The sequence below is a fragment of the Vulcanisaeta distributa JCM 11217 genome (assembly GCF_001316005.1).
In the GTDB taxonomy this organism is placed as follows: Archaea; Thermoproteota; Thermoprotei; order Thermoproteales; family Thermocladiaceae; genus Vulcanisaeta; species Vulcanisaeta distributa_B.
The window spans coordinates 144,180-162,391 of the sequence record NZ_BBBJ01000007.1; the positions used below are offsets into that span (position 1 = coordinate 144,180).

The 18,212-nt window shown below is 45.7% G+C and carries 18 protein-coding genes and 5 pseudogenes; 12 read left to right on the top strand and 11 right to left on the bottom strand.

What is annotated here, in order from left to right:
- Positions 1-26 precede the first annotated feature (26 nt).
- Positions 27-753: pseudogene (locus JCM11217_RS08835) on the top strand (alanyl-tRNA editing protein).
- Between the two features lie 12 nt (positions 754-765).
- On the opposite strand, the gene JCM11217_RS08840 reads toward JCM11217_RS08835, so the two are convergent.
- Positions 766-1,392 carry a hypothetical protein gene (locus JCM11217_RS08840; protein ID WP_054842700.1) on the bottom strand — a complete coding sequence of 209 codons (627 nt, stop codon included), beginning with the start codon at positions 1,390-1,392 and terminating at the stop codon, positions 766-768.
- A 1,551-nt stretch (positions 1,393-2,943) separates the two neighbouring features.
- Here JCM11217_RS08840 and JCM11217_RS08845 point away from each other — a divergent pair.
- The 4 genes and pseudogenes from JCM11217_RS08845 to JCM11217_RS08865 all read left to right on the top strand — a co-directional run bounded on the left by JCM11217_RS08845 (position 2,944) and on the right by JCM11217_RS08865 (position 4,960).
- Positions 2,944-3,378, top strand: coding sequence for a M48 family metalloprotease (locus JCM11217_RS08845; RefSeq protein ID WP_243678935.1), 435 nt, complete (start codon positions 2,944-2,946; stop codon positions 3,376-3,378).
- Between the two features lie 757 nt (positions 3,379-4,135).
- Positions 4,136-4,300, top strand: coding sequence for a hypothetical protein (locus tag JCM11217_RS15615; protein WP_243678937.1), 165 nt, complete (start codon positions 4,136-4,138; stop codon positions 4,298-4,300).
- Positions 4,288-4,557 carry a hypothetical protein gene (locus tag JCM11217_RS08860; protein WP_054842704.1) on the top strand — a complete coding sequence of 90 codons (270 nt, stop codon included), beginning with the start codon at positions 4,288-4,290 and terminating at the stop codon, positions 4,555-4,557. The genes JCM11217_RS15615 and JCM11217_RS08860 overlap by 13 nt, the downstream gene beginning before the upstream one ends.
- Before the next feature lie 50 nt (positions 4,558-4,607).
- Positions 4,608-4,960 (top strand): annotated as a pseudogene (locus tag JCM11217_RS08865) (retroviral-like aspartic protease family protein).
- Here JCM11217_RS08865 and JCM11217_RS08870 read toward each other — a convergent pair.
- From JCM11217_RS08870 to JCM11217_RS08875, 3 genes are read right to left on the bottom strand one after another with little or no spacing between them, the layout of a single operon-like run.
- Positions 4,949-5,350 carry a nucleotidyltransferase domain-containing protein gene (locus tag JCM11217_RS08870; protein WP_054842705.1) on the bottom strand — a complete coding sequence of 134 codons (402 nt, stop codon included), beginning with the start codon at positions 5,348-5,350 and terminating at the stop codon, positions 4,949-4,951. The pseudogene JCM11217_RS08865 and the gene JCM11217_RS08870 sit on opposite strands and share 12 nt — an antisense overlap.
- A gap of 46 nt (positions 5,351-5,396) precedes the next feature.
- Positions 5,397-5,546: a hypothetical protein gene (locus JCM11217_RS15620; RefSeq protein ID WP_243678939.1), complete on the bottom strand. Its 150-nt coding sequence runs from the start codon at positions 5,544-5,546 to the stop codon at positions 5,397-5,399.
- A gap of 11 nt (positions 5,547-5,557) precedes the next feature.
- Positions 5,558-6,808, bottom strand: coding sequence for an MFS transporter (locus JCM11217_RS08875; protein WP_243678940.1), 1,251 nt, complete (start codon positions 6,806-6,808; stop codon positions 5,558-5,560).
- Positions 6,809-6,949: 141 nt separating this feature from the next.
- Between JCM11217_RS08875 and JCM11217_RS08880 the strand changes: the two are divergent.
- The 4 genes and pseudogenes from JCM11217_RS08880 to JCM11217_RS08895 all read left to right on the top strand — a co-directional run bounded on the left by JCM11217_RS08880 (position 6,950) and on the right by JCM11217_RS08895 (position 10,764).
- Positions 6,950-7,548, top strand: a pseudogene (locus JCM11217_RS08880) (50S ribosomal protein L5).
- A 307-nt stretch (positions 7,549-7,855) separates the two neighbouring features.
- On the top strand, positions 7,856-8,887 hold the full coding sequence (locus JCM11217_RS08885) for a diaminopimelate decarboxylase (RefSeq protein WP_243678942.1): 1,032 nt from the start codon (positions 7,856-7,858) through the stop codon (positions 8,885-8,887).
- A 238-nt stretch (positions 8,888-9,125) separates the two neighbouring features.
- Complete coding sequence (locus tag JCM11217_RS08890; protein WP_054842707.1) at positions 9,126-9,650, top strand: PaaI family thioesterase; 525 nt, start codon at positions 9,126-9,128, stop codon at positions 9,648-9,650.
- A 43-nt stretch (positions 9,651-9,693) separates the two neighbouring features.
- The gene (locus tag JCM11217_RS08895; protein WP_054842708.1) at positions 9,694-10,764 is read left to right on the top strand and encodes a CaiB/BaiF CoA-transferase family protein; all 1,071 of its coding nucleotides are present in this window, start codon (positions 9,694-9,696) and stop codon (positions 10,762-10,764) included.
- Between the two features lies 1 nt (position 10,765).
- On the opposite strand, the gene JCM11217_RS08900 is transcribed toward JCM11217_RS08895, so the two are convergent.
- The 3 genes and pseudogenes from JCM11217_RS08900 to JCM11217_RS08910 form a co-directional block, all read right to left on the bottom strand.
- Entirely contained in the window at positions 10,766-11,572 is an 807-nt protein-coding gene (locus JCM11217_RS08900; protein ID WP_054842709.1) for an MqnA/MqnD/SBP family protein, read from the bottom strand.
- Between the two features lie 35 nt (positions 11,573-11,607).
- Positions 11,608-12,336: an MqnA/MqnD/SBP family protein gene (locus JCM11217_RS08905; RefSeq protein ID WP_054842710.1), complete on the bottom strand. Its 729-nt coding sequence runs from the start codon at positions 12,334-12,336 to the stop codon at positions 11,608-11,610.
- 11 nt (positions 12,337-12,347) lie between these two features.
- A pseudogene (locus JCM11217_RS08910) lies at positions 12,348-13,438 on the bottom strand (CofH family radical SAM protein).
- Positions 13,439-13,550: 112 nt separating this feature from the next.
- Between JCM11217_RS08910 and mqnC the strand changes: the two are divergent.
- The 3 genes from mqnC (at position 13,551) to JCM11217_RS08925 (ending at position 15,654) form a co-directional block, all read left to right on the top strand.
- Positions 13,551-14,651 (top strand): cyclic dehypoxanthinyl futalosine synthase, encoded by a 1,101-nt coding sequence (mqnC, locus tag JCM11217_RS08915; RefSeq protein ID WP_243678944.1) that lies wholly within the window; start codon positions 13,551-13,553, stop codon positions 14,649-14,651.
- 28 nt (positions 14,652-14,679) lie between these two features.
- The gene (locus tag JCM11217_RS08920) at positions 14,680-15,075 is read left to right on the top strand and encodes a retroviral-like aspartic protease family protein (protein ID WP_243678946.1); all 396 of its coding nucleotides are present in this window, start codon (positions 14,680-14,682) and stop codon (positions 15,073-15,075) included.
- Positions 15,076-15,309: 234 nt separating this feature from the next.
- Positions 15,310-15,654, top strand: coding sequence for a Rieske (2Fe-2S) protein (locus tag JCM11217_RS08925; protein WP_054842711.1), 345 nt, complete (start codon positions 15,310-15,312; stop codon positions 15,652-15,654).
- 120 nt (positions 15,655-15,774) lie between these two features.
- On the opposite strand, the pseudogene JCM11217_RS08930 reads toward JCM11217_RS08925, so the two are convergent.
- From JCM11217_RS08930 to JCM11217_RS08940, 4 genes and pseudogenes are all read right to left on the bottom strand, one after another.
- A pseudogene (locus JCM11217_RS08930) lies at positions 15,775-16,007 on the bottom strand (AbrB/MazE/SpoVT family DNA-binding domain-containing protein).
- A gap of 60 nt (positions 16,008-16,067) precedes the next feature.
- Positions 16,068-17,468, bottom strand: coding sequence for an FAD-binding oxidoreductase (locus tag JCM11217_RS08935; protein WP_054842712.1), 1,401 nt, complete (start codon positions 17,466-17,468; stop codon positions 16,068-16,070).
- A complete protein-coding gene (locus tag JCM11217_RS15625) occupies positions 17,456-17,611 on the bottom strand; it encodes a hypothetical protein (RefSeq protein WP_243678948.1) in 156 nt (51 codons plus the stop codon). The genes JCM11217_RS08935 and JCM11217_RS15625 overlap by 13 nt, the downstream gene beginning before the upstream one ends.
- The coding region (locus JCM11217_RS08940) for an FGGY-family carbohydrate kinase (protein ID WP_243678949.1) at positions 17,608-18,212 on the bottom strand (605 nt) is incomplete at its 5' end. The genes JCM11217_RS08940 and JCM11217_RS15625, both read right to left, overlap by 4 nt.

Sequence of the window (18,212 nt, forward strand, 5' to 3'; positions counted from 1 at the left end):
AAGTAATTACCTACTAGTTAAAGGCCATGCCAACTAAATTCCTCTATTGGTGGGACTCGTACAGGAGGGAGTTTGATGCGACTGTGGTTAGGATAGACGGTAATAGGGTTTGGCTTGACCAAACGCTTTTCCACCCGAGGAGTGGTGGCGTTGCAAATGATACTGGTAAACTTGTTTGGCAGGGTGAGGAGTACGTGGTCAAGGAGGTGGTTAAGGAGGGTGAGGATGCCGTGCACATACTCGATAGGGAGCCAAGGTTCAGGTTGGTGATTCCATTCACGGCATAATCGATTGGGATAGGAGGTATAGGCTAATGAGGCTTCACACGGCCACGCACATAATAGCCGCACTGGTCTATAAGAAGTATAATGCCCTCGTGACCGGCGGCGACATAACACCTGAGTATGCCAGGGATGACTACAACCTAACCCTGAGCGGTGATGCGCTTAGGAAGGCATTTCAGGACTTGATTGCGGAGGCTAACGAGGTCGTTAAGAGGGGGGTATTCCGGTGAAGATTTACTTTCTGAGGAGGGAGGAGGCGCTGAAGATACCGGGCATTGTTAAGCTCGCGGAGAGGGAGCCACCGCCTGGTGAGGAGTGGAGGATCGTGGAGATCGAGGGCATTGACATTCAGGCTGACGGTGGACCACACGTGGCCAATACGAGGGAGATTGGGGGGGAGATTGTTTTCCTGAAGTCGGAGAGTAGAGGTAAGGATAAGAAGAGGGTTTATTACACGGTGAAGCCCTAATTTTAAGTAAAGTTACCTCCTCTTCCTCGACTTACTCCTTTTTAACTCCACTGAGGATTTCACGTAATCAATCATTGAGTATACACCACCAACCTCCTCAGCAAATCCCTTCCTAGCCCATAAATTAGCTGATGTGATTATGTCCTCACTAATACCACTGAGCTCATCGATTAACCTAACCGTGGCCAGACCCCCCCTTGACCTCGACAAATTACTTACTTTCTCCATTATTAGTGCCCTGGCCGCATTAACAGTCTCCCTGAGGACCTTGGAGACGAAGGATCTATCCGTGGGTTTTACGAAGTAAGTGACTGACCTGGCATCCTTATACAGCATTGAATTCAACTCCCCAACTAACGAAGCATCAGGTAGTAGGTACGTGGAGTTATCAATCCTTGGGCACAGGAGTAATGTAGCCCTCTCCTTAATCATTGAGTATATGTGGGTCTCATAACCAGGTATATCAAAGGTCCATATAACGAGGTCACTATTATCATTAGTAATGACGAAACTGTGAAGTATATGGTTAACCCTAGGAACATCACTCACATGAACATCCCTAACATCATTAGGACCCTTATACCTACCCTCAAAGACCATTGAAGACATCCCACTCGTTACTCCAAAGACCACATACATCAAAGCCAAAATAACCCAGGGATTTATAAGCTTTACTCTAATAAAAAATAGAAATAATGCCAAGACTTATGCCAAATAAACTAATTAAATATAAATGACACAAGCACTATAAATTAGGAATTCCCGTGTTTTGGGCCTGAAGAGTCGCCGTAGTTCTATATACACGGCGACTCTCCAAGTCCAAGTTATGACTAAGGTATGGCATTAATGCGCCCTAAGGAGTTAATGGTTGTGAGTCTTCCTCTTATGAGGTGAGGTTTGGTTGGTCGAGGATTACGGTAAGATGAGGCTACTCAGGGAGTTCGTGAAAAGAATTGGGAAGTACTTCGGTAATGATAGGGCGGCTGTTGTTACTTGCAACAACGTCAGAGAGTGAGAGTCTCAGGTCATTGACTAGGCATAATTACCTGGTCATTAGGTTAATATGGAATCTCGATAAGAAGTCCCTTGGGGAGTTATACTAATTCCTTAAACCACCTAGCGGGCTTCATTTTGACGATGCCTAGGCATTACTTGGTGGTAACCCAGGGCTCTTTGGGAATCGGCGACTACGTTTAATTGGGACCTAACGGCATGTAGGTATTCGGTAATGGAGAGGTTAATACCCGCGATCAATGAGGTCAGGTGGTAGGGGATTAATGAGGGAGTTGGTTGAGGTGGTAAACGACTTGATGCATTACAGAAGGATCCAAGCGCCAGGTTGATGGAGCCCAACGACATACTAATGAGGAGCAGCCTAATAATCTACAAATGGGTCACATCCATAGGGGGGGACGTAAAAATACCCAAGGACCCAGAACTCGACATAGGGAGTACTACGCCTGGCAACTACCCATTTACAAAACAACGATCATACAGATACTTAGGTAATTTCCGCACTTTGGAAGTGCAGAGTCGCCGTAATTATATAACTACGGCGACTCTCCAGGTCCAAAGCACGGAAACTACTAAGCCTATGATGACGCGGTCATGCTAGGGATAAGGCCATTAATTTTTTAAATTCTAGATTCATCCTTTCTAGAGGCCCAGGAACAATTAAATTATAATAAAGAGAAAGTCGCGGTGTATCAGATAATGATGTTTCAGGTGTTATCTATGATCGCCGCAGCCCCCCCATTAATAGGAAGCGCTCTCTATTTATTTCGCGACTGAAAATGTACCTGCTGCCGCATCAGGCGGTGTAAGTGCAGGTTTAGCAACTTTCTTTGGAGCAGTGTTAGCTTATGCTGATAGTAATCCAATTACGTGGCTGTCATCGTTGGAACAGCTACGGCGTTGGGACCAATTGGTTGGAGAATGATAATTGCCATAGCCGTTACGGCATGATGCGGTGATGTTTAAATGCATAGTATATACGATTTTTCAAAAATACGAGTGACCTTAGATTTATATCAAATAGGCTTTATTTTATTAATACTCTTTTTAACATATTTACTCATAATTATTAAACCCATGATTGGTACTATAGTTATTCCAATCGTTGAGTCCTTTTACTTATTTTATATGTTCTATTTATCGAGAGTTATATTCGGAACATGGCTGAATTTGTTAGTGAGGAATAAGCAGGTCGAAGTAAGTTACGTAAATAATGAGCAGATCTATGTGGTCAGTGGTGAAACGAGTGTTAAGCGATTAAATAAGCCCGTTGTGATATATAATGCCATCGTGCCCACGGGCCTTCCTGTAATAATAATTACGAGGCAGTACCTCGAGTTATTAAATAAGGAGGAATTAATGGCTGTTGTAAAACATGAGTATGCCCATATTCTAAACAGGGATTATCTATCAGCATACATAGTATTTATACCATATATGCTCATTACTTTTTTACCCATCACAATATACCTAATTAAATACTTAAGAATTGAGGAGATCTCGATACCCATATTAATCATTATTTACATATATCTCTTCTTGGTTGTAATTAAGAAGCAGTATAATATTGCGGAGAGGGAGGCTGATCTACATGCTGTAAAGGCCGTGTAGGGAAGCCCTCAAATCGGCACTTTATAAGATCCGTAATCCCAAGTCATTGTTAAGTAAGTTCTTCGACACCCATGACCCGATTGAGTTAAGGTATAAAATAAATGAATCAAAACTAGGCCTTACTGCCAGGTGCGGGCATTGATATACCCGTTGACATTGATAACCACCTTATTGATTCTTAAGTACCTAACTCTATACGCATCCTTCTATACGTCCCTTACAGGTAATATTATTGTAATGGTGATATTTGTACTAACGTACTTCGTGTCTATCCTCGCATTCTTTATCGTGTATAGTTTTTTAGTGCTCAAACTATTGACGACATTGGGTTACTCCCCCATCATTGGCTAGGAAGTCATTATTATTTTACTTAACATTTACCTCACTGGATTTCGCATGGCCTGTGCAGAACCTGATGATTTATGCCGTGAATAACGCACTGGCAATTATTGGTGCGTCACTCATTTTAGGGAGACCCATGGCTAAGTCCTTGTTAATTTGGGCATTGCTGGCCCTATTACCTTCGTTTGTGATTGCATTATGGATAGGGCTATATCCCTTGATTCATCATTAATTACCTCATCGTATATCGTGGGCTCGTTGCTTGCCCTCGTTCATCGCCTTAGCGTTTCTGTACATCCGCTGACTTTACAGGATATTGCATTTATATTCTTGCATAACTACTTCATTTACATAATCATATTTGCATTGATTAGGCTAAGCCTGAATCACCTGTATAGGTTAATCTTAGTCCTAAATGGCGCCCCTTAATCAAATGAATGGAACAATGCAGAAGCTAACCTATGGCATTGAGGATGAGGCTGTGGACGTAGTCTCCTGGAAATTAAGGGAGGAGCTCGGTGTTAATGTTAAGTTAGGCAGGTTAGTAATCACCGAGGTGGTAGGGAGATGCTCGAGTTGAATATTTACGGCGCTACCGATGACCTGTGCGTGGTTGGTGATGCAACCCTGGATCTTCAGGTCGGTAAGGTTGAGGAGTTGATGGGCGCAATTAATGAGTTGAGGAGTAGGTATCCACAGTACCTGAGGCCCAGGTTGGTTAAGGTGCTCTATTGCATGAGGTATGTCCCTGAGGCCATTGAGGAGGCTAGGAAAAACGGTGTTTGGGTGCTCACGTGGAGGGAGGAGTTAACGCCATTCCTGGTGTCATCGACGTAGGTCTTTATAGAAACTTTATAAGTACCGTGATGGTGGAATTTGTGGAGTATATGGGCCATGTTTGGGTTGATGTCGAATTAATAAGTGGGGGGGATAGGGAGGTTAGGGTAAAGGCGTTGGTGGATAGTGGCGCTACCCTAACCGTCATACCCAGGGCATTAGCCGTGGAGCTTGGGCTGAGGGTGACTGATAGGGGGGCGTTGTCATGACTGCCGGTGGGCCAGTCAATGTTGAGTTTAGTGAGGTTAAGGTTAGGTTAATGGGTAGGGAGGCCACGGTTAGGGTTGTCATTAGTGACATCATTGATAAGGTCCTCATAGGCATAACGACGCTGGAGATCCTGGGCCTAATGATAGATCCAACAACGGGCACGCTTAAGGAGGCGCCGTACCTATTGTACTAGGTTTTCCTCACGCTTCATCAGGTAGAGTTCATCAAGGGTCTCACTTATTAAAGCCTCGTATAAGCCATCAGCATCCTCTAGAATAATTAAACCGCGCTCCAGTATTGAAAGCCTGAACTCTGGGTTAATATCCATTAATGGAACCACATCCACTGGAATGCCGAGGACCTCCTCGAGCCTAACCCCAAGGCTTAATAACCTATTGAGGTCAAGGTCCTTTCCGTAAACTGCAATGTCCACGTCCCTAAACTCATTTAGATCCACAAAACTACCGAATATGATGCCTAGGGAAATACCGTACTCCTTAAGAACACCTTTAATCCTCGAAATTAACGATTCCTTCTCCTCATTACTCATTGAATAATAAGTGTACTCCTCATTAAATTCCATAGCGATCCCTTAACCTTAGTTTTGCATTGGGTTTAGTTTTAATAAATCACGCCGTTAATTCTCCTGAGGATAGTTCCAACGGTTTGCCTTTAGGCTCGCTTATGAAGAGTACCGTGAATACTATACCAACTATCGCTATTGTAACGAGGACAAGCAGCAGGTTTGACATGACCATGTACTTGGCGGTCGCGCTCAACGTGCTGCTCGTTATTGGGAAGATATTGGGATTAGCAGCGCGGCTATTGTTGCGCCGAGCTTACCACTGCCCGCGGCTATTCCGTGCCCCCCCGTAGTCCTGAACCTGGTTGGGAATACTTCCGTTGGCAGTATGAATGTGGTCACGTTGGGACCAACGTTAGTGAAGAACTGGGCTAGGCCGTATAGGGCTATTATAGCCGCTGGGGGGGTTATTACGCCGTTTCTCAGCATGAGCGCCGTGATTAGGTATGCGGCGGCCACTATTGAGAAGCCCATTATCTGCATGGACTTCCTACCCATCTTATCCACTAGGAAGGCAGCCACGTAATAGCCGGGGGGGACTAGGAAGGCTAGCACGACGTATAATTGAACGTATATACCAGCCAGCGGGTTCTTGGCTAAGCCCATTGCGGAGGTTACGAAGGGCCCGAATATGTTCATGCCGTAGAAGAACACGTCAAGCGTGAACCAAGGTATTGCCGTGCCTAGTATCACTGATAGGTACCTCAGGAAGTTAGTGCGAAAACCATTATCGCGGTTATTCACGTTGTTTATCTCCACGTCCTGCCTAAGCACGTCCTTAATGGCCCTCCTGGCACCCTCCACATCACCCTTAACAAAGTACTCAAACCTGGGTGTCTCATGGACTTTACGCCTAAAGTAAATGACGAGGGCTGGCATGGCAGCACCAAAGCCAAGTATTATCCTCCAGGCGAGGTCTGGGTTCACCTTGGCATTCAGTAGTCCTAGGCCGAGTAGGGCTGCCGTGACTATGCCCCCCCAGCCCTGCATTGAGAAGACACCAGCCACGAATAAACCCCCCCTACTCCTGGCTGGCGCGTACTCACTCATTAGCGTGGCGCTTATTGGGTAGTCACCACCAACCCCCCCGAGACCCAGTATGAACCTTGTGATCCAGAGCATCGTCGGGTTTATCGAGAAGGCGGAGACTATGGCGCCGGCGGTTAGTAACGCGGCCTCCACCCCCCCGTAAATATACTTCCTACCGAATATGTCGCCAATCCTACCAAAGATGAAGGGCCCTATCACCGCACCAAATAATGCGGCTGATGATATTAGGCTTATTTCTGAAGCCGTTAATGACCAAACCTGTTTTAGGAAGACGAGGGCTATGGATATTGCGAATAGGTCATAGGCATCAGCGAAGAAGCCTGCGCCGGATATAAATAGTAGCTTTAGATGCTCTGGTGTTGGTTTCGACCAATCAAGCGGTTCAAAGGGCGTCTTGCTTGACATCATGATTCGTGAAACTAAAGCCTTAATAGGGCTTTTGTCAGTAAAGTAATAACCATATTTATTAATAAGTATTCCTATATATCAACGCGAGGTCCATGGGGGGGCAAATTTTTATTAATGCTTATTCCCCCCCACGCATAAACGATGCCTGCAATAGACCTAACACAGATTGACTTGAAGTCACTAACGCCGGATCAGGTGGATTGGAGGAAGTTCGTACTGCCTGCAGATCACCCAATGAGGGTTATTAGGATTGAGAAGGTTGTAGCCAACATAGGCGTTGGACAGAGTGGCGAGAGGCTTGAGAAGGCTGCTAAGGTCCTTGAGGAATTAACAATGCAGAAGCCAAGCTATAGGCTTGCCAAGAAGTCCATTAAGGACTGGAACATCAGGAAGGGCGAACCGATAGGCGTTGCAGTAACCCTAAGGAGGAATAAGGCCGTTTGGTTCCTACTGAGGACATTGGCGGCCGTGGACTTCACGCTCAGGGAGAGTTCATTTGATGACTGGGGTAACGTGGCCTTCGGAATTAGGGAGCACATAATGATACCAGGTACTAAGTACGACCCAGCAGTGGGTGTGTGGGGGGCTTAAACGTGGTTACCGTACTCGCGAGGCCGGGGGGGCTAAGGGTCATGTACAGGAGGAGGGCTAGGCACGACGTTGGCAGGGAACAAAGAGTAAGTAGGGCCGAGGCAATGAAATTCTTCCAGGAAGTACTCGGTGTAAAAATAATAAAGTGATTTTAAAAATTTAAATTTAGCGAATTATTTCTATCATAAGGTGCTAGTTATGCTTATTATTGTTCTATCGCTGTATTTAAATACTTTCGTGCCATTGCTGTAAGTCATTACGTATAATGTAATTGACCGATAACACATTGCGTTATACCAATACCATGTAATGTTCTGCAAATCCCTAAGATATGATTGAATTATATAGTAATATCCAGGTACTGGTATGTTAGCTGATACCTAAGAATACGAATATTCTGCGCATTGTCTAGCAGCTAATATCAAATATTAAAAATACCTTGCTGCATTTATTACTGTGAATAATTGCGTTGTTGGTAATGGTATTAGCCTTACGGAGTTAGCGGATAGGTTCGGCACGCCGCTTATTATTTATGACCTTGGTAGGATTGAGGAGAATTATAAGGCCATTAAGGAAGCCACTGGCGCTAGGGTCCTTTACTCAATAAAGGCTAATCCTAACCTGGCAATACTGACCTTTCTGAGGAAGCTTGGTTCGGGCGCAGATGCCGCATCGCCCGGTGAGATATTTCTGGCGCTAAAGGCTGGTTTTGAGCCGGGTAATATTTTGTACACTGGGGGGGCCTTTCGATCGATTAATGATATTAAGTACGGTATTGATGCTGGTGTTCTCTTTAACTTTGATTCGAGGAGAGAGTTCGAGAGGGCATTATCCCTCGCTACAGGCCCAGGACTGTGTTCTTCAGGGTTGACTTGGGCTATGGTAGGGGGCTTCGCGCCTGGGGTCATGTTGGCTGGTGAGGAGAGTAAGTTCGGCATGTTCTTAGATGAGGCCGTTGAGGCCTATAGGCTTGCGAGGGATGTTGGTGTTGAGGAGTTCGGCATACATGCTATGATGGGTAGTAATGTGCTTGACGCCGATTACTTCGTTAAAATCGCCGAACTACTCAAGGGATATGCCGAGGTGATTGAGGATAGGGTTGGCGTTAGGATTAGGTATTTTGACATGGGTGGTGGTTTCGGGATCCCGTATAAACCCGATGAGAAGCCCCTTGACCTTAATAAATTGAGTGTTCTCAGGAACTTCTTCCCCGGCGAATTGTGGGTTGAGCCTGGCAGGTTCATCGTTGGTAATGCGGGCTATTTAATCACGAGGGTCACTGAGGTCAAGAGGAAGGGTGGCAAGACCTTTGTTGGTGTTGATGTTGGCATGAACGTGCTCATTAGGCCCATGCTCTACGGCGCTTATCACCACATAGTGACGTGTAATGGTGGTGAGGAGAGGGAGGTAGTGGATGTGGTTGGGCCTATTTGTGAGAATACGGATAAGTTGGCGATCAATAGGGAGTTGCCAAAGGTTAGAGGGTGACTTACTCATTATCCTTAACGCTGGAGCCTACGTGTACTCAATGAGCAGTAATTATAATGGTAGGCCCAGACCAGCCGAGGTTGTTGTTTATAGGAATGAGTATGGAATAGCCAGGTTTAGGGAGTCCCTGGAATCCCTAGTGGCTGGGCAGGTTGTTCCTAGCTTTATTTAAGCTACTTATCACTATTTACTTATCAGCACAACTTTGCTTAAATAGGCCCTCCCTACTCCGTATCATGTGTCAGCATGGGATGAGTTAGTCAAGAGCGTTGGTTCAATAAGTAGCATTAGGGAGTTATTCCTTAAGGCCAGGTCCGCTGGCTTTAACGTTGCCGAATTAATGAACAATTACCTGCGTAGTGAGCCATTATTTAACTTCATTGGTCTTGAGTTTGTCGAGGTTAGTGATGGTTTTGTTAGGGCTGTTTTCCCCCCCTATAAGCGTGAGATTCTTAGGAGGGGGGGTGGTATGGTTCATGGTGGTGTTATTATGACGGTTATAGATACTGTACTGGGCACGGCGGTCATGACGGTTAATGACGGTGTTGACCAGTACACGGCCGAGCTTAAGGTGCACTTTCTGGAACCATTAATAAACGGGCCATTCACCGTCGAAGGTAGGGTAATAAGGGCCGGTAGGCACCTAGCCGTAGCCGAGGCCCACGTATACGACGCAAACAAGAAGCTATGCGCAGTGGGGGGGATAGGGACATGGTTCATGGTGAAGAATAGTGGGCAGAGGAATAATAATCGTAGTTCCTGAGGCAGTAATTAATACTTATAATCTATGCTAGAGAGTTTACTTAATGTTTAGGGTCCTAGACCTTACGAGGCTCTATCCTGGCGGTGTCGCCACTAGAATATTGGCTGACCTTGGTTTTGACGTTATTAAGGTTGAGGATACGGAGTCTGGTGATTACCTAAGGGAAATATCGCCAATGCTCTTTGAATGGTTAAATGCTGGTAAGAGGAGTATTGCGATTAATCTAAAGACTGGTGAGGGCAGGGAGTTATTTTACAGACTTGTTAGGAATAGTCACGTGGTCATTGAAGGCTTTAGGCCTGGCGTTACGAAGAGACTCGGCATTGACTATGAAACCCTCAAGAACGTTAATGAGAGGATCGTTTACTGCTCAATAAACGGCTATGGAGAAAATGGCCCGTACTCAGGTCTTCCAAACCATGACATAAATACCGTGGGCATCGCAGGGCTGTTGGACCCAGACCTATTTAGTGATGGTGTGTCAAGGCCACTAACTGTGCAGGTTGCAGACGTTGGCTCGGCTCTACTATGCGTTATTGGGGTATTGAGCCTGTTGTTGAGGGGTGTTGGTGGTAGGGTTGAGGTCTCGATGATGGAGGCCGCGTTGCTCTTTAATACGCTGAATATGGCGATGACTTATGAAGGCACCGAACCAACCCTAACGGGTAAGTACCCATTCTATAACGTCTATAGGTGCAGGGATGGTTACATAACCATTGGCGCCATAGAGACAAAGTTCTGGCAGGGTTTATGCAGAGCCCTAAACCGCGAGGACTTAATCAATAGGCAATTCGACAAGGGCGCCATAGACGAATTAAGCAGGGAGTTCAGTAAGTACACAGTTACCGAAGCCCTCAGACTCCTCTGGAGCCATGACGTGCCCGCGGCCCCGGTAAACTCAATAAAGAACCTCGGTAAAGATCCTCAACTAATTGCGAGGGGGGGATTCAATGAGAGGGAATTCCTAAACCCATTACGAATAAATGGCGCTAAGTTAAGAGGGCAGGGTAAAGCACCGAAACTGGGCGAGAATACTGTGGAAATACTTATGGAAATAGGCCTATCACATGATGAAATAAGTAAGTTAGCCGAGCTAGGCGTAATTGTTAAGTGATTTAAATAAACAATAATTGAGGCTCTGGCAATAAACCTCTTTCATGGCCCATCTCCAGCAATACCTGGATCGACTTCTCACCATCAATACCCATGTCCATTGTATACTCATTTACATACATCCTAACGAACTTATCCGTATCGCTTATATTCAAACCCCTTGAGAATTCCATGGCATGGGACAGCGCCTCCTCCCTATGGCTCATAGCATACCTAATGGACTCAAGCAACGCCTCTTTAACTGCCTTGGCCACGTCAATGCCTAAAGACGCCTTAACAACGTCTAGGCCGAGGGGGGGTGTTGGTAACTTCGTCTCCTCATACCACCACTCACCTAGGTCCATGATCTTCTTAAGCCCATACCTCTCATAAGTTATTTGCCCCTCATGTATTAATGCACCAGCATCAACCACACCAGCCTTTACCGCATCCATTATCTTATCGAAAGGTATCTCTACGGTCTTTACATTGGGCATTGCGAGCTTAACTAATAATGTTGCTGTGGTGTACGTGCCTGGTACCGCGACTAACTCGGGCCTTGCGGTATTACCCACGACGACGGGGGGGCCGTACCTAAGCCCCATGGAAGCGCCGACTCTAAGTATGTAGTATTTACTTCCTATGTATGCCATGGCATGCGTACTCACTGCCGTGACGTCGATCCTACCGTGTATTGCCAATTTATTCAGCGTCTCAATATCAACTAGGAACTCCCTGACCGTGAATGGCGCCTTAACAAGGCCCCTCTTCAGTGCATAGAACATAAATGCATCGTCTGGGTCCGGACTATGCCCAATTAGTAATTCCATCGCCTCAATGACTTACCCATTAATATTAAGCTTTATTATCCCAGAAACTGTAGGCAATTGTTTATGCCGAATATTCTCAATTCCTCGTTAATACCCAGGATGACCCTACCATCAACCCTATACCTAATAGCCCTGAAGTACTGCCTAATCAATTCACTAGACACGCCAATCCTACTCGCCGCATGCTGAATAACCGGCTCTGGATCCTTCTCGAATAACTCAAGGGATTTCTCGATTGCATTAATTACCGTGTTAAGTTCGTGATCATCATAATCCCTGGTAGTAACCATGACTGCGTAAATAAGTGGTAATCCAACCCTCTCCCTCCATAATTCACCAACATCGATAATGTATGGGTAGCCCGCATTAACCATCCTCAATGCATCATCCCCAATGACCAACACAGCACCAAAACTTCTCAACGCTGCGTATGGATCATTAACCACCTTAAAATCAATACCCAATAACCTCCTCACCGCCAACGCATTTACGCTTGTATCATTAACGGCCGCGTACCCAGTGCCCAAGCCCCCCCTGAATAACCTAGCCGATATAACTGGGCCATCACTATAAATTGCAAACCTTGGAATGACGTAGAGTAGGTTACAGTTATGCGCTGCGTATGTTAGTGGTACAAAACCAATCCTCGCCCTACCCTCCAATAGGAGTTTTATTGACTCATTATTACTAGCCCATATTGGGTTAAGCCCTGAATAGTAGAAAAGTGGGTCTGAGTGAACGTATCTCAACCTAATAACACTCATCGTGGTCAGCCCTAGGCACCACTCACCTCAGTAATAATTCTGTGAAATGTATCTCTAAGGAATAACCTCATACCCGCCTCACGCGCTATGTGCGCCAACTCCCCAAGCGTAACAGACTCCCTAGAACCCGCTTGCTTAAGCACCTGCTCATTTATCATTGTGCCAACGAGGTCGTTGGCACCAGCCATTAATAACGTTGAAGCCAACCTCTTACCTGTCGAGACCCAGTACGCGCTATCCTCTTAATGGAATCACCAAGTATCAGCCTCGAAATCGCTATGACCTTCACATCATACTCCGCCGGCGCTGGTCCCTTAACCAAGCATCCTTATATAATTTCGTGTTCCAGGGAACGAACTTTATAGGTATGAAGAGAAGTATTCCATGAGTCCTCTCCTGAACCTCCTTAATTGCGAAGACATGTTCAACGATGTGCCTTGGCTTCTCAATATGGCCGTAGAGCATGGTCGCATTACTCATAAGACCAACCCTGTGAGCCTCCTCCTGAATCCGGAGCCAGGCCTCGACATTGAACTTATACGGAGTTATCACCCTCCTAACCTCCTCATTCAGAATCTCTGCACCACCACCGCTAAGCGCATCAAGTCCCGCCTCCCTAAACCTCTCAAGCACCTCTCTCGTGCTCATCCTCCAAACCCTTGCGTAGAAGTCTATCTCCGCCGCCGTGGGCCCCCCTTAATAACTACGTCAGGCGCCGCCTTCTTAACTGATCTAAATACATTCTCAAAGTACTCAATGCCTAGGTCTGGTTGAATCCACCGTTTATGTGCAGTTCTGTCACGCCAAAGCGTGCCTTAGCCTCCAGTACGCCCTTTGTTATCTCCTCAGGGGTTCTAACGTAGGCCTCAGGGTGACCCTTAGGCCTGTAGAAGGCGCATATTGGGCATTGGGCCACGCAAATGTTTGAGTAGTTGATCACGACGTTGTTAACCACGGTCACGGTATCCCCAGTTATCTTCCTCGTAAGTTCATTCGCGACGCGGGCCAGATCCTTAAAGTCGCACTCCGTCATGAATTCCTCAGCATCGGACTTAGTAATGCCGTTGATTACGGCATTACGTAAATCATTTATTGTGCACATGGCACTTCGTTGATATTCGAATTCTTTTTAAGCATTGGTCTTTTGATTCTATTTACTTCATTATCAAAAACACAACGTAATAACTTAAATAATGCCATAAACGCATAATGACGTGGGTAATAATTGGAGCCCCATTGTTGAGAAGGCCCTTTATGAGGAGCAACTGGGCCCACGTGATATTGAGGAATTATTTAAGGCCGATCTATGGGAGCTTGGGTCCGCCGCCGAGCACATAACCAGGAAGTACTTCGGTAACGTGGTTACCTTCATACCAAACATGATACTTAACTACACGAATGTGTGCGTAATAGCATGCAGGTTCTGCGCCTTTTACAGACCACCTGGGCACCCCCCCGAGGCCTATACATTGAGTGTTGAGGAGGCTGTGCGGAAGGTTGTCGCCATCGATAGGGAGTTTGGTATTAGGCAGGTCCTGGTGCAGGGAGGTATAAACCCCCCCGAGCTAGACATTGAGTATTACGAGGAACTATTCAAGGCATTAAAGGCTAGGCTTCCTCACGTTGCAATCCATGGATTAAGCCCAATAGAGATCGATTACCTAGCAAGGAAACATAGGATGAGTTATTCGGAGGTTCTGGATAGGCTTAGGGACGCCGGTATGGACACGCTGGCTGGTGGTGGCGGTGAGATACTAGTTGATAATGTGAGGAAAGCCATTGCTCCTCACAAGATTGATACTGAGACCTGGCTAGGCATAATGGAGACTGCGCACAGGATGGGTATAATGAGCAACGCAACCATGATGTACGGACACGTGGAGACGATTAGCGACTGGGCGGAGCACCTATATAGGATAATTGAGCTTCAGAGGAGGACACATGGATTCCTATCATTCACTGCCTGGAACTTTGAGCCAGGTAATAGTGAGTTGACTAGGGAGGTTCCGTACCCACTGACCTCAGCCACCCTCCTGAGAGTTATTGCCGTGGCCAGGCTCGTGTTTAAGAATGAACTGCCCAATATACAGTCGAGTTGGTTAACGAATGGACTTGAGGTTGCACAACTGGCCCTTAAGTTCGGCGCCAATGACTTTGGCGGTACACTTTATGAAGAGAGGGTTATACCGGCCACGGGGGGGCTTAAGATGCCCGTACTAACAAGGGATGCAGTCATAAACTTAATTAGGGGGGGTTTAGGTTTAATACCTGCCGAGAGGGATAATTGGTACAGAATTATCAAAATATATAACTAAGCGTTATGATGGACATTATTGATGCATTATGGGCCTGGTCTATGTTGATGCCGTGATTAAGCATGGAGACAAGTCCGTACCAGTTAAGCTACTTGTCGATTCAGGGGCCATATACACGGTCTTAAGAAGAGATGTTTGGGAGTACCTCGGGCTTAGGCCTATGCAGGAGATGGAGTTTGTCCTTGCTGACGGTACCGTAATTAAACGATGGATTTCAGAGGCTATAATCGAATTGAGGGGTTATGGTGAGAGACACGCGCCTGTTGTGCTTGGTGAGACGGAGGATGAGAACCTACTTGGTACAGTCACGCTTGAGATATTCGGGGCTCGTCTTGGACCCATTCAGGAGGGAGTTACGCCCAGCCAGGATGCTAATGAAGTGAAGAGTTTAAACTATAATACAAATACATTATTGCATCACTGATGTGCGGTAGTGTTGTAATTACGATAATGGTGCCAAAGGAATTGAAAGAAATTATGGACAAGGATTCAGGCATAATTAATTGGAGTGAGGAAATTAGGAACTTCATAATTATGCAAATCACTGAAATTAAGTAGGAGGAGGCATTGAACTTAATGTAGGGCTTCCCATTAGTTATTTTAGCTCGTGCCTGTGCAATAAACTTAATTAGCAGGTGACTATGCCCTGGACCTTGTTATGTGGAGGAGGGTTTCCATACTGGTCAAGGTTTTTGAGAAGAGGAATTCCGTGATTACCTGGGTTGATAATAAGCCGATACTCGTGGTTAAGTACGGAGATAATTACTACGGGATGCTCGCCATATGCGCCCACATGGGGGGGTGCGCCTTACTAACGGATGTCGATGGTTACGTAGCCACATGCCCAGCACACCAGGCCAAGTACGACGTTAGGACTGGCGAGATGATAGAGAAACCGCAGGTAAGGCCTGATGTGAAGTGTGAGTATGCTGATGTAAAAGCACCACTACCAACCTACAAGGTCAGAGTCACCCAGGATGGATTTCTCGAGATTGATGTTTAAGAAATGGCACTAAAAATGATAAATAAAAAGTTCATTTGAGTAATGCGGCATACCTCAGACCTGAATCCTCATTATAGAATTCAGAATCAGTGAATAAGTCGAAAAATTATAACATTAGTATCAATTATCGCCTTCACAATCTAATGCGTTCTTTTCAATGCCGGTCTCAATATCCTTAAGCGTCAATTTCCTACCAAACGTAAGTCTCCTTCTATCGTCTAATACTTCCTAAATATTATCTTGTCATCCTCAACGTAAACTATTAGCACATCGCCAACCCTAATACCAAGCCTCTCCCTAATGCCCGCGGGTATCGTAACCTGAAAATTCCTAGTAACCTTAACCCTTTTCACATTAGGTTTCTATTTAATTTACTATATCGATTTAAATCTCACTATTGAGACTAATATGATTTAGTCAGGGAAAAACATGCCCTTCTTTACGTTCAATACCCCCCCCTTACTATCCAGTGCTGCCTTTATTGATCTTAAAACATCAAGCGCATTACCGAGCTCGTGCCTTAACCATCTTGAACGCACAATGCCAATACCGTGATGATGACTTATGGATCCGCCATTCCTTAACGTAGTCTCCATGGCCCTATCCCATATCTCCCAGTAGGTATTTTCGTCAGGCCTAAATAGTACTGTGAAGTATATGCATGCGCCATTTATGTATAAATGCGATATGTGAGCCATTACACCCACAACGCCACTAACCCTCAACAGGGAATCCCTAAAGTCCTTATATAATTGATTAATCCTTGACCAGGTTGTTGAGACTTCTATTGTGTCGAACCAAAGCCCATACTTCTTAATAGTCTCCATCTCCTCCTCGACGTTGAATCTGGTCCTCAGCCAATCCTCAAAGTACTTACTCCCCACATACTCACCACCGTGACCCCTAATAACCTCATCAGCCCTCCTCCACAGCGCTTGAACTAAGTCGTCATAGTAGCCCTCAAAACTAATTATTAATAATGGCTTATTAATACCAAACCTAATCGATGCCTCCTGCTCATCATAAAGCCTGGCAACTGCTGGAACGACCCTTTTCACCATCAATTCCCTGAGGGCCTCAACACCCTGCTCAAGGGTGTTAAATCTATATGCGCCATAAATGGTGTGTGTTGGTAATGGTACAATTCTAAGCACAGCCTTTGTGATAACGCCGAGCATGCCCTCCGAACCAATGAATAGGTACTTAAGTGATGGGCCTGTGGATGCGCGTGGAACGTTGTTACTCCTCAACCAGGTTATTTCACCATTGGGTAGGACAATCTCAAGGTTTATTACCATGTCCTCAATATTACCGTACAACGTACTGTACTGGCCTGAGCTCATTGTCGCTATCAAGCCTCCTATTGTTGCGTAATTGAAAGATTGCGGGATATGCCTAAGGCTATACCCCCCCACCTCATTTAGCTTGGTCTCAACATCTCTCAACCTGGCGCCGGCCTCAACGGTCACTAATGAGTCATAGGTATTAATGTCTATGACCCTATTCAACTTGGACATGTCGATAATTATTGATCCGGCGCCGTATGAGGCGCCAGTGACGCTTGAACCACCGCCATAAACAACCACAGGCACTACATCACTGCCCTCATTAATTACTCTTAAGGCCAGTGATATATCATTTACGCTCTCAGGCACAATAACTGCTAAAGGCTTTGGCAATTCCTCATTAAGCAATTGCTCACGCATCATTAATAAAGGCCAAAAATCCCTGGAGTACCTCCTTAAAGCTTCGTCGCTCGTAATTACCTTATCACGACCTAACGCGTTAATCAACCTCTCAATCACGTCCCGCATCTCATCCCCTCAACAAACCTCCTAACAACATCCCTACTTAATGATAATTTCTCCTCACCAGGTTTAATGCGTAACTCCACGTTGACGTGGACACCCCCCCTAATAATGTCATTTAACGTCCAGTCACCTCTAAAAACTTTCAATAGCGCCGCAACACCCCCCTAGCCGTAGCCTCCACATCCCTCTGTCTCTCAACTACGGTATTTAACGCCGTAGCCAATAACCTAAGGAACAATACACTCCTTGATAAACCACCATCAACCCTAACAACACTAACTCTAGAGTAATCCCTAATTTTATCGAAAATGAGACCTATCAATTGAACGATACCCTCAATAACAGCCCTCACGAAGGACTCCTTTGTGGTATTGAGCGTTAATCCATCAATTAAACCCCCCCTGGCGCACGGCCTCGGTGGTACATTAACACCTGCCAATGCTGGTACAACCACTATACCCTGAGTATCAACATTAGCTAAACTATCCAACTCCTGCGGTGAAGACAATAACCCAAGCCTAATTAACCAATCAATTACTGAACCAGTCGCAGGCAGGAAACCCTCAATGCCATAATACACGTTACTGCCATACTTGAGTATGAGGAGCGGTAGTAAACCACCGCCAGTAAGCCTGAATCCATCAGTGACTGCGTCCACGAAGGAGCCAGTACCATTGGTGACCTTACCGCAACCAATGCTTAGGCAACCCTCACCAACCATTGCCGCCTGTTGATCAGCTATTAAAA

Bases quoted from the DNA above. Each gene is read 5' to 3' on its own strand.
- JCM11217_RS08875 (WP_243678940.1), bottom strand. From the start codon at position 6,808: ATGATGTCAAGCAAGACGCCCTTTGAACCGCTTGATTGGTCGAAACCA.
- JCM11217_RS08920 (WP_243678946.1), top strand. From the start codon at position 14,680: ATGGGCCTGGTCTATGTTGATGCCGTGATTAAGCATGGAGACAAGTCC.
- JCM11217_RS08870 (WP_054842705.1), bottom strand. From the start codon at position 5,350: ATGGAATTTAATGAGGAGTACACTTATTATTCAATGAGTAATGAGGAG.
- JCM11217_RS08895 (WP_054842708.1), top strand. From the start codon at position 9,694: ATGTTTAGGGTCCTAGACCTTACGAGGCTCTATCCTGGCGGTGTCGCC.
- JCM11217_RS08905 (WP_054842710.1), bottom strand. From the start codon at position 12,336: ATGAGTGTTATTAGGTTGAGATACGTTCACTCAGACCCACTTTTCTAC.
- JCM11217_RS08925 (WP_054842711.1), top strand. From the start codon at position 15,310: ATGTGGAGGAGGGTTTCCATACTGGTCAAGGTTTTTGAGAAGAGGAAT.
- JCM11217_RS08900 (WP_054842709.1), bottom strand. From the start codon at position 11,572: ATGGAATTACTAATTGGGCATAGTCCGGACCCAGACGATGCATTTATG.
- JCM11217_RS15615 (WP_243678937.1), top strand. From the start codon at position 4,136: ATGGCGCCCCTTAATCAAATGAATGGAACAATGCAGAAGCTAACCTAT.
- JCM11217_RS08860 (WP_054842704.1), top strand. From the start codon at position 4,288: ATGCTCGAGTTGAATATTTACGGCGCTACCGATGACCTGTGCGTGGTT.
- JCM11217_RS08840 (WP_054842700.1), bottom strand. From the start codon at position 1,392: ATGTATGTGGTCTTTGGAGTAACGAGTGGGATGTCTTCAATGGTCTTT.
- JCM11217_RS08935 (WP_054842712.1), bottom strand. From the start codon at position 17,468: ATGCGGGACGTGATTGAGAGGTTGATTAACGCGTTAGGTCGTGATAAG.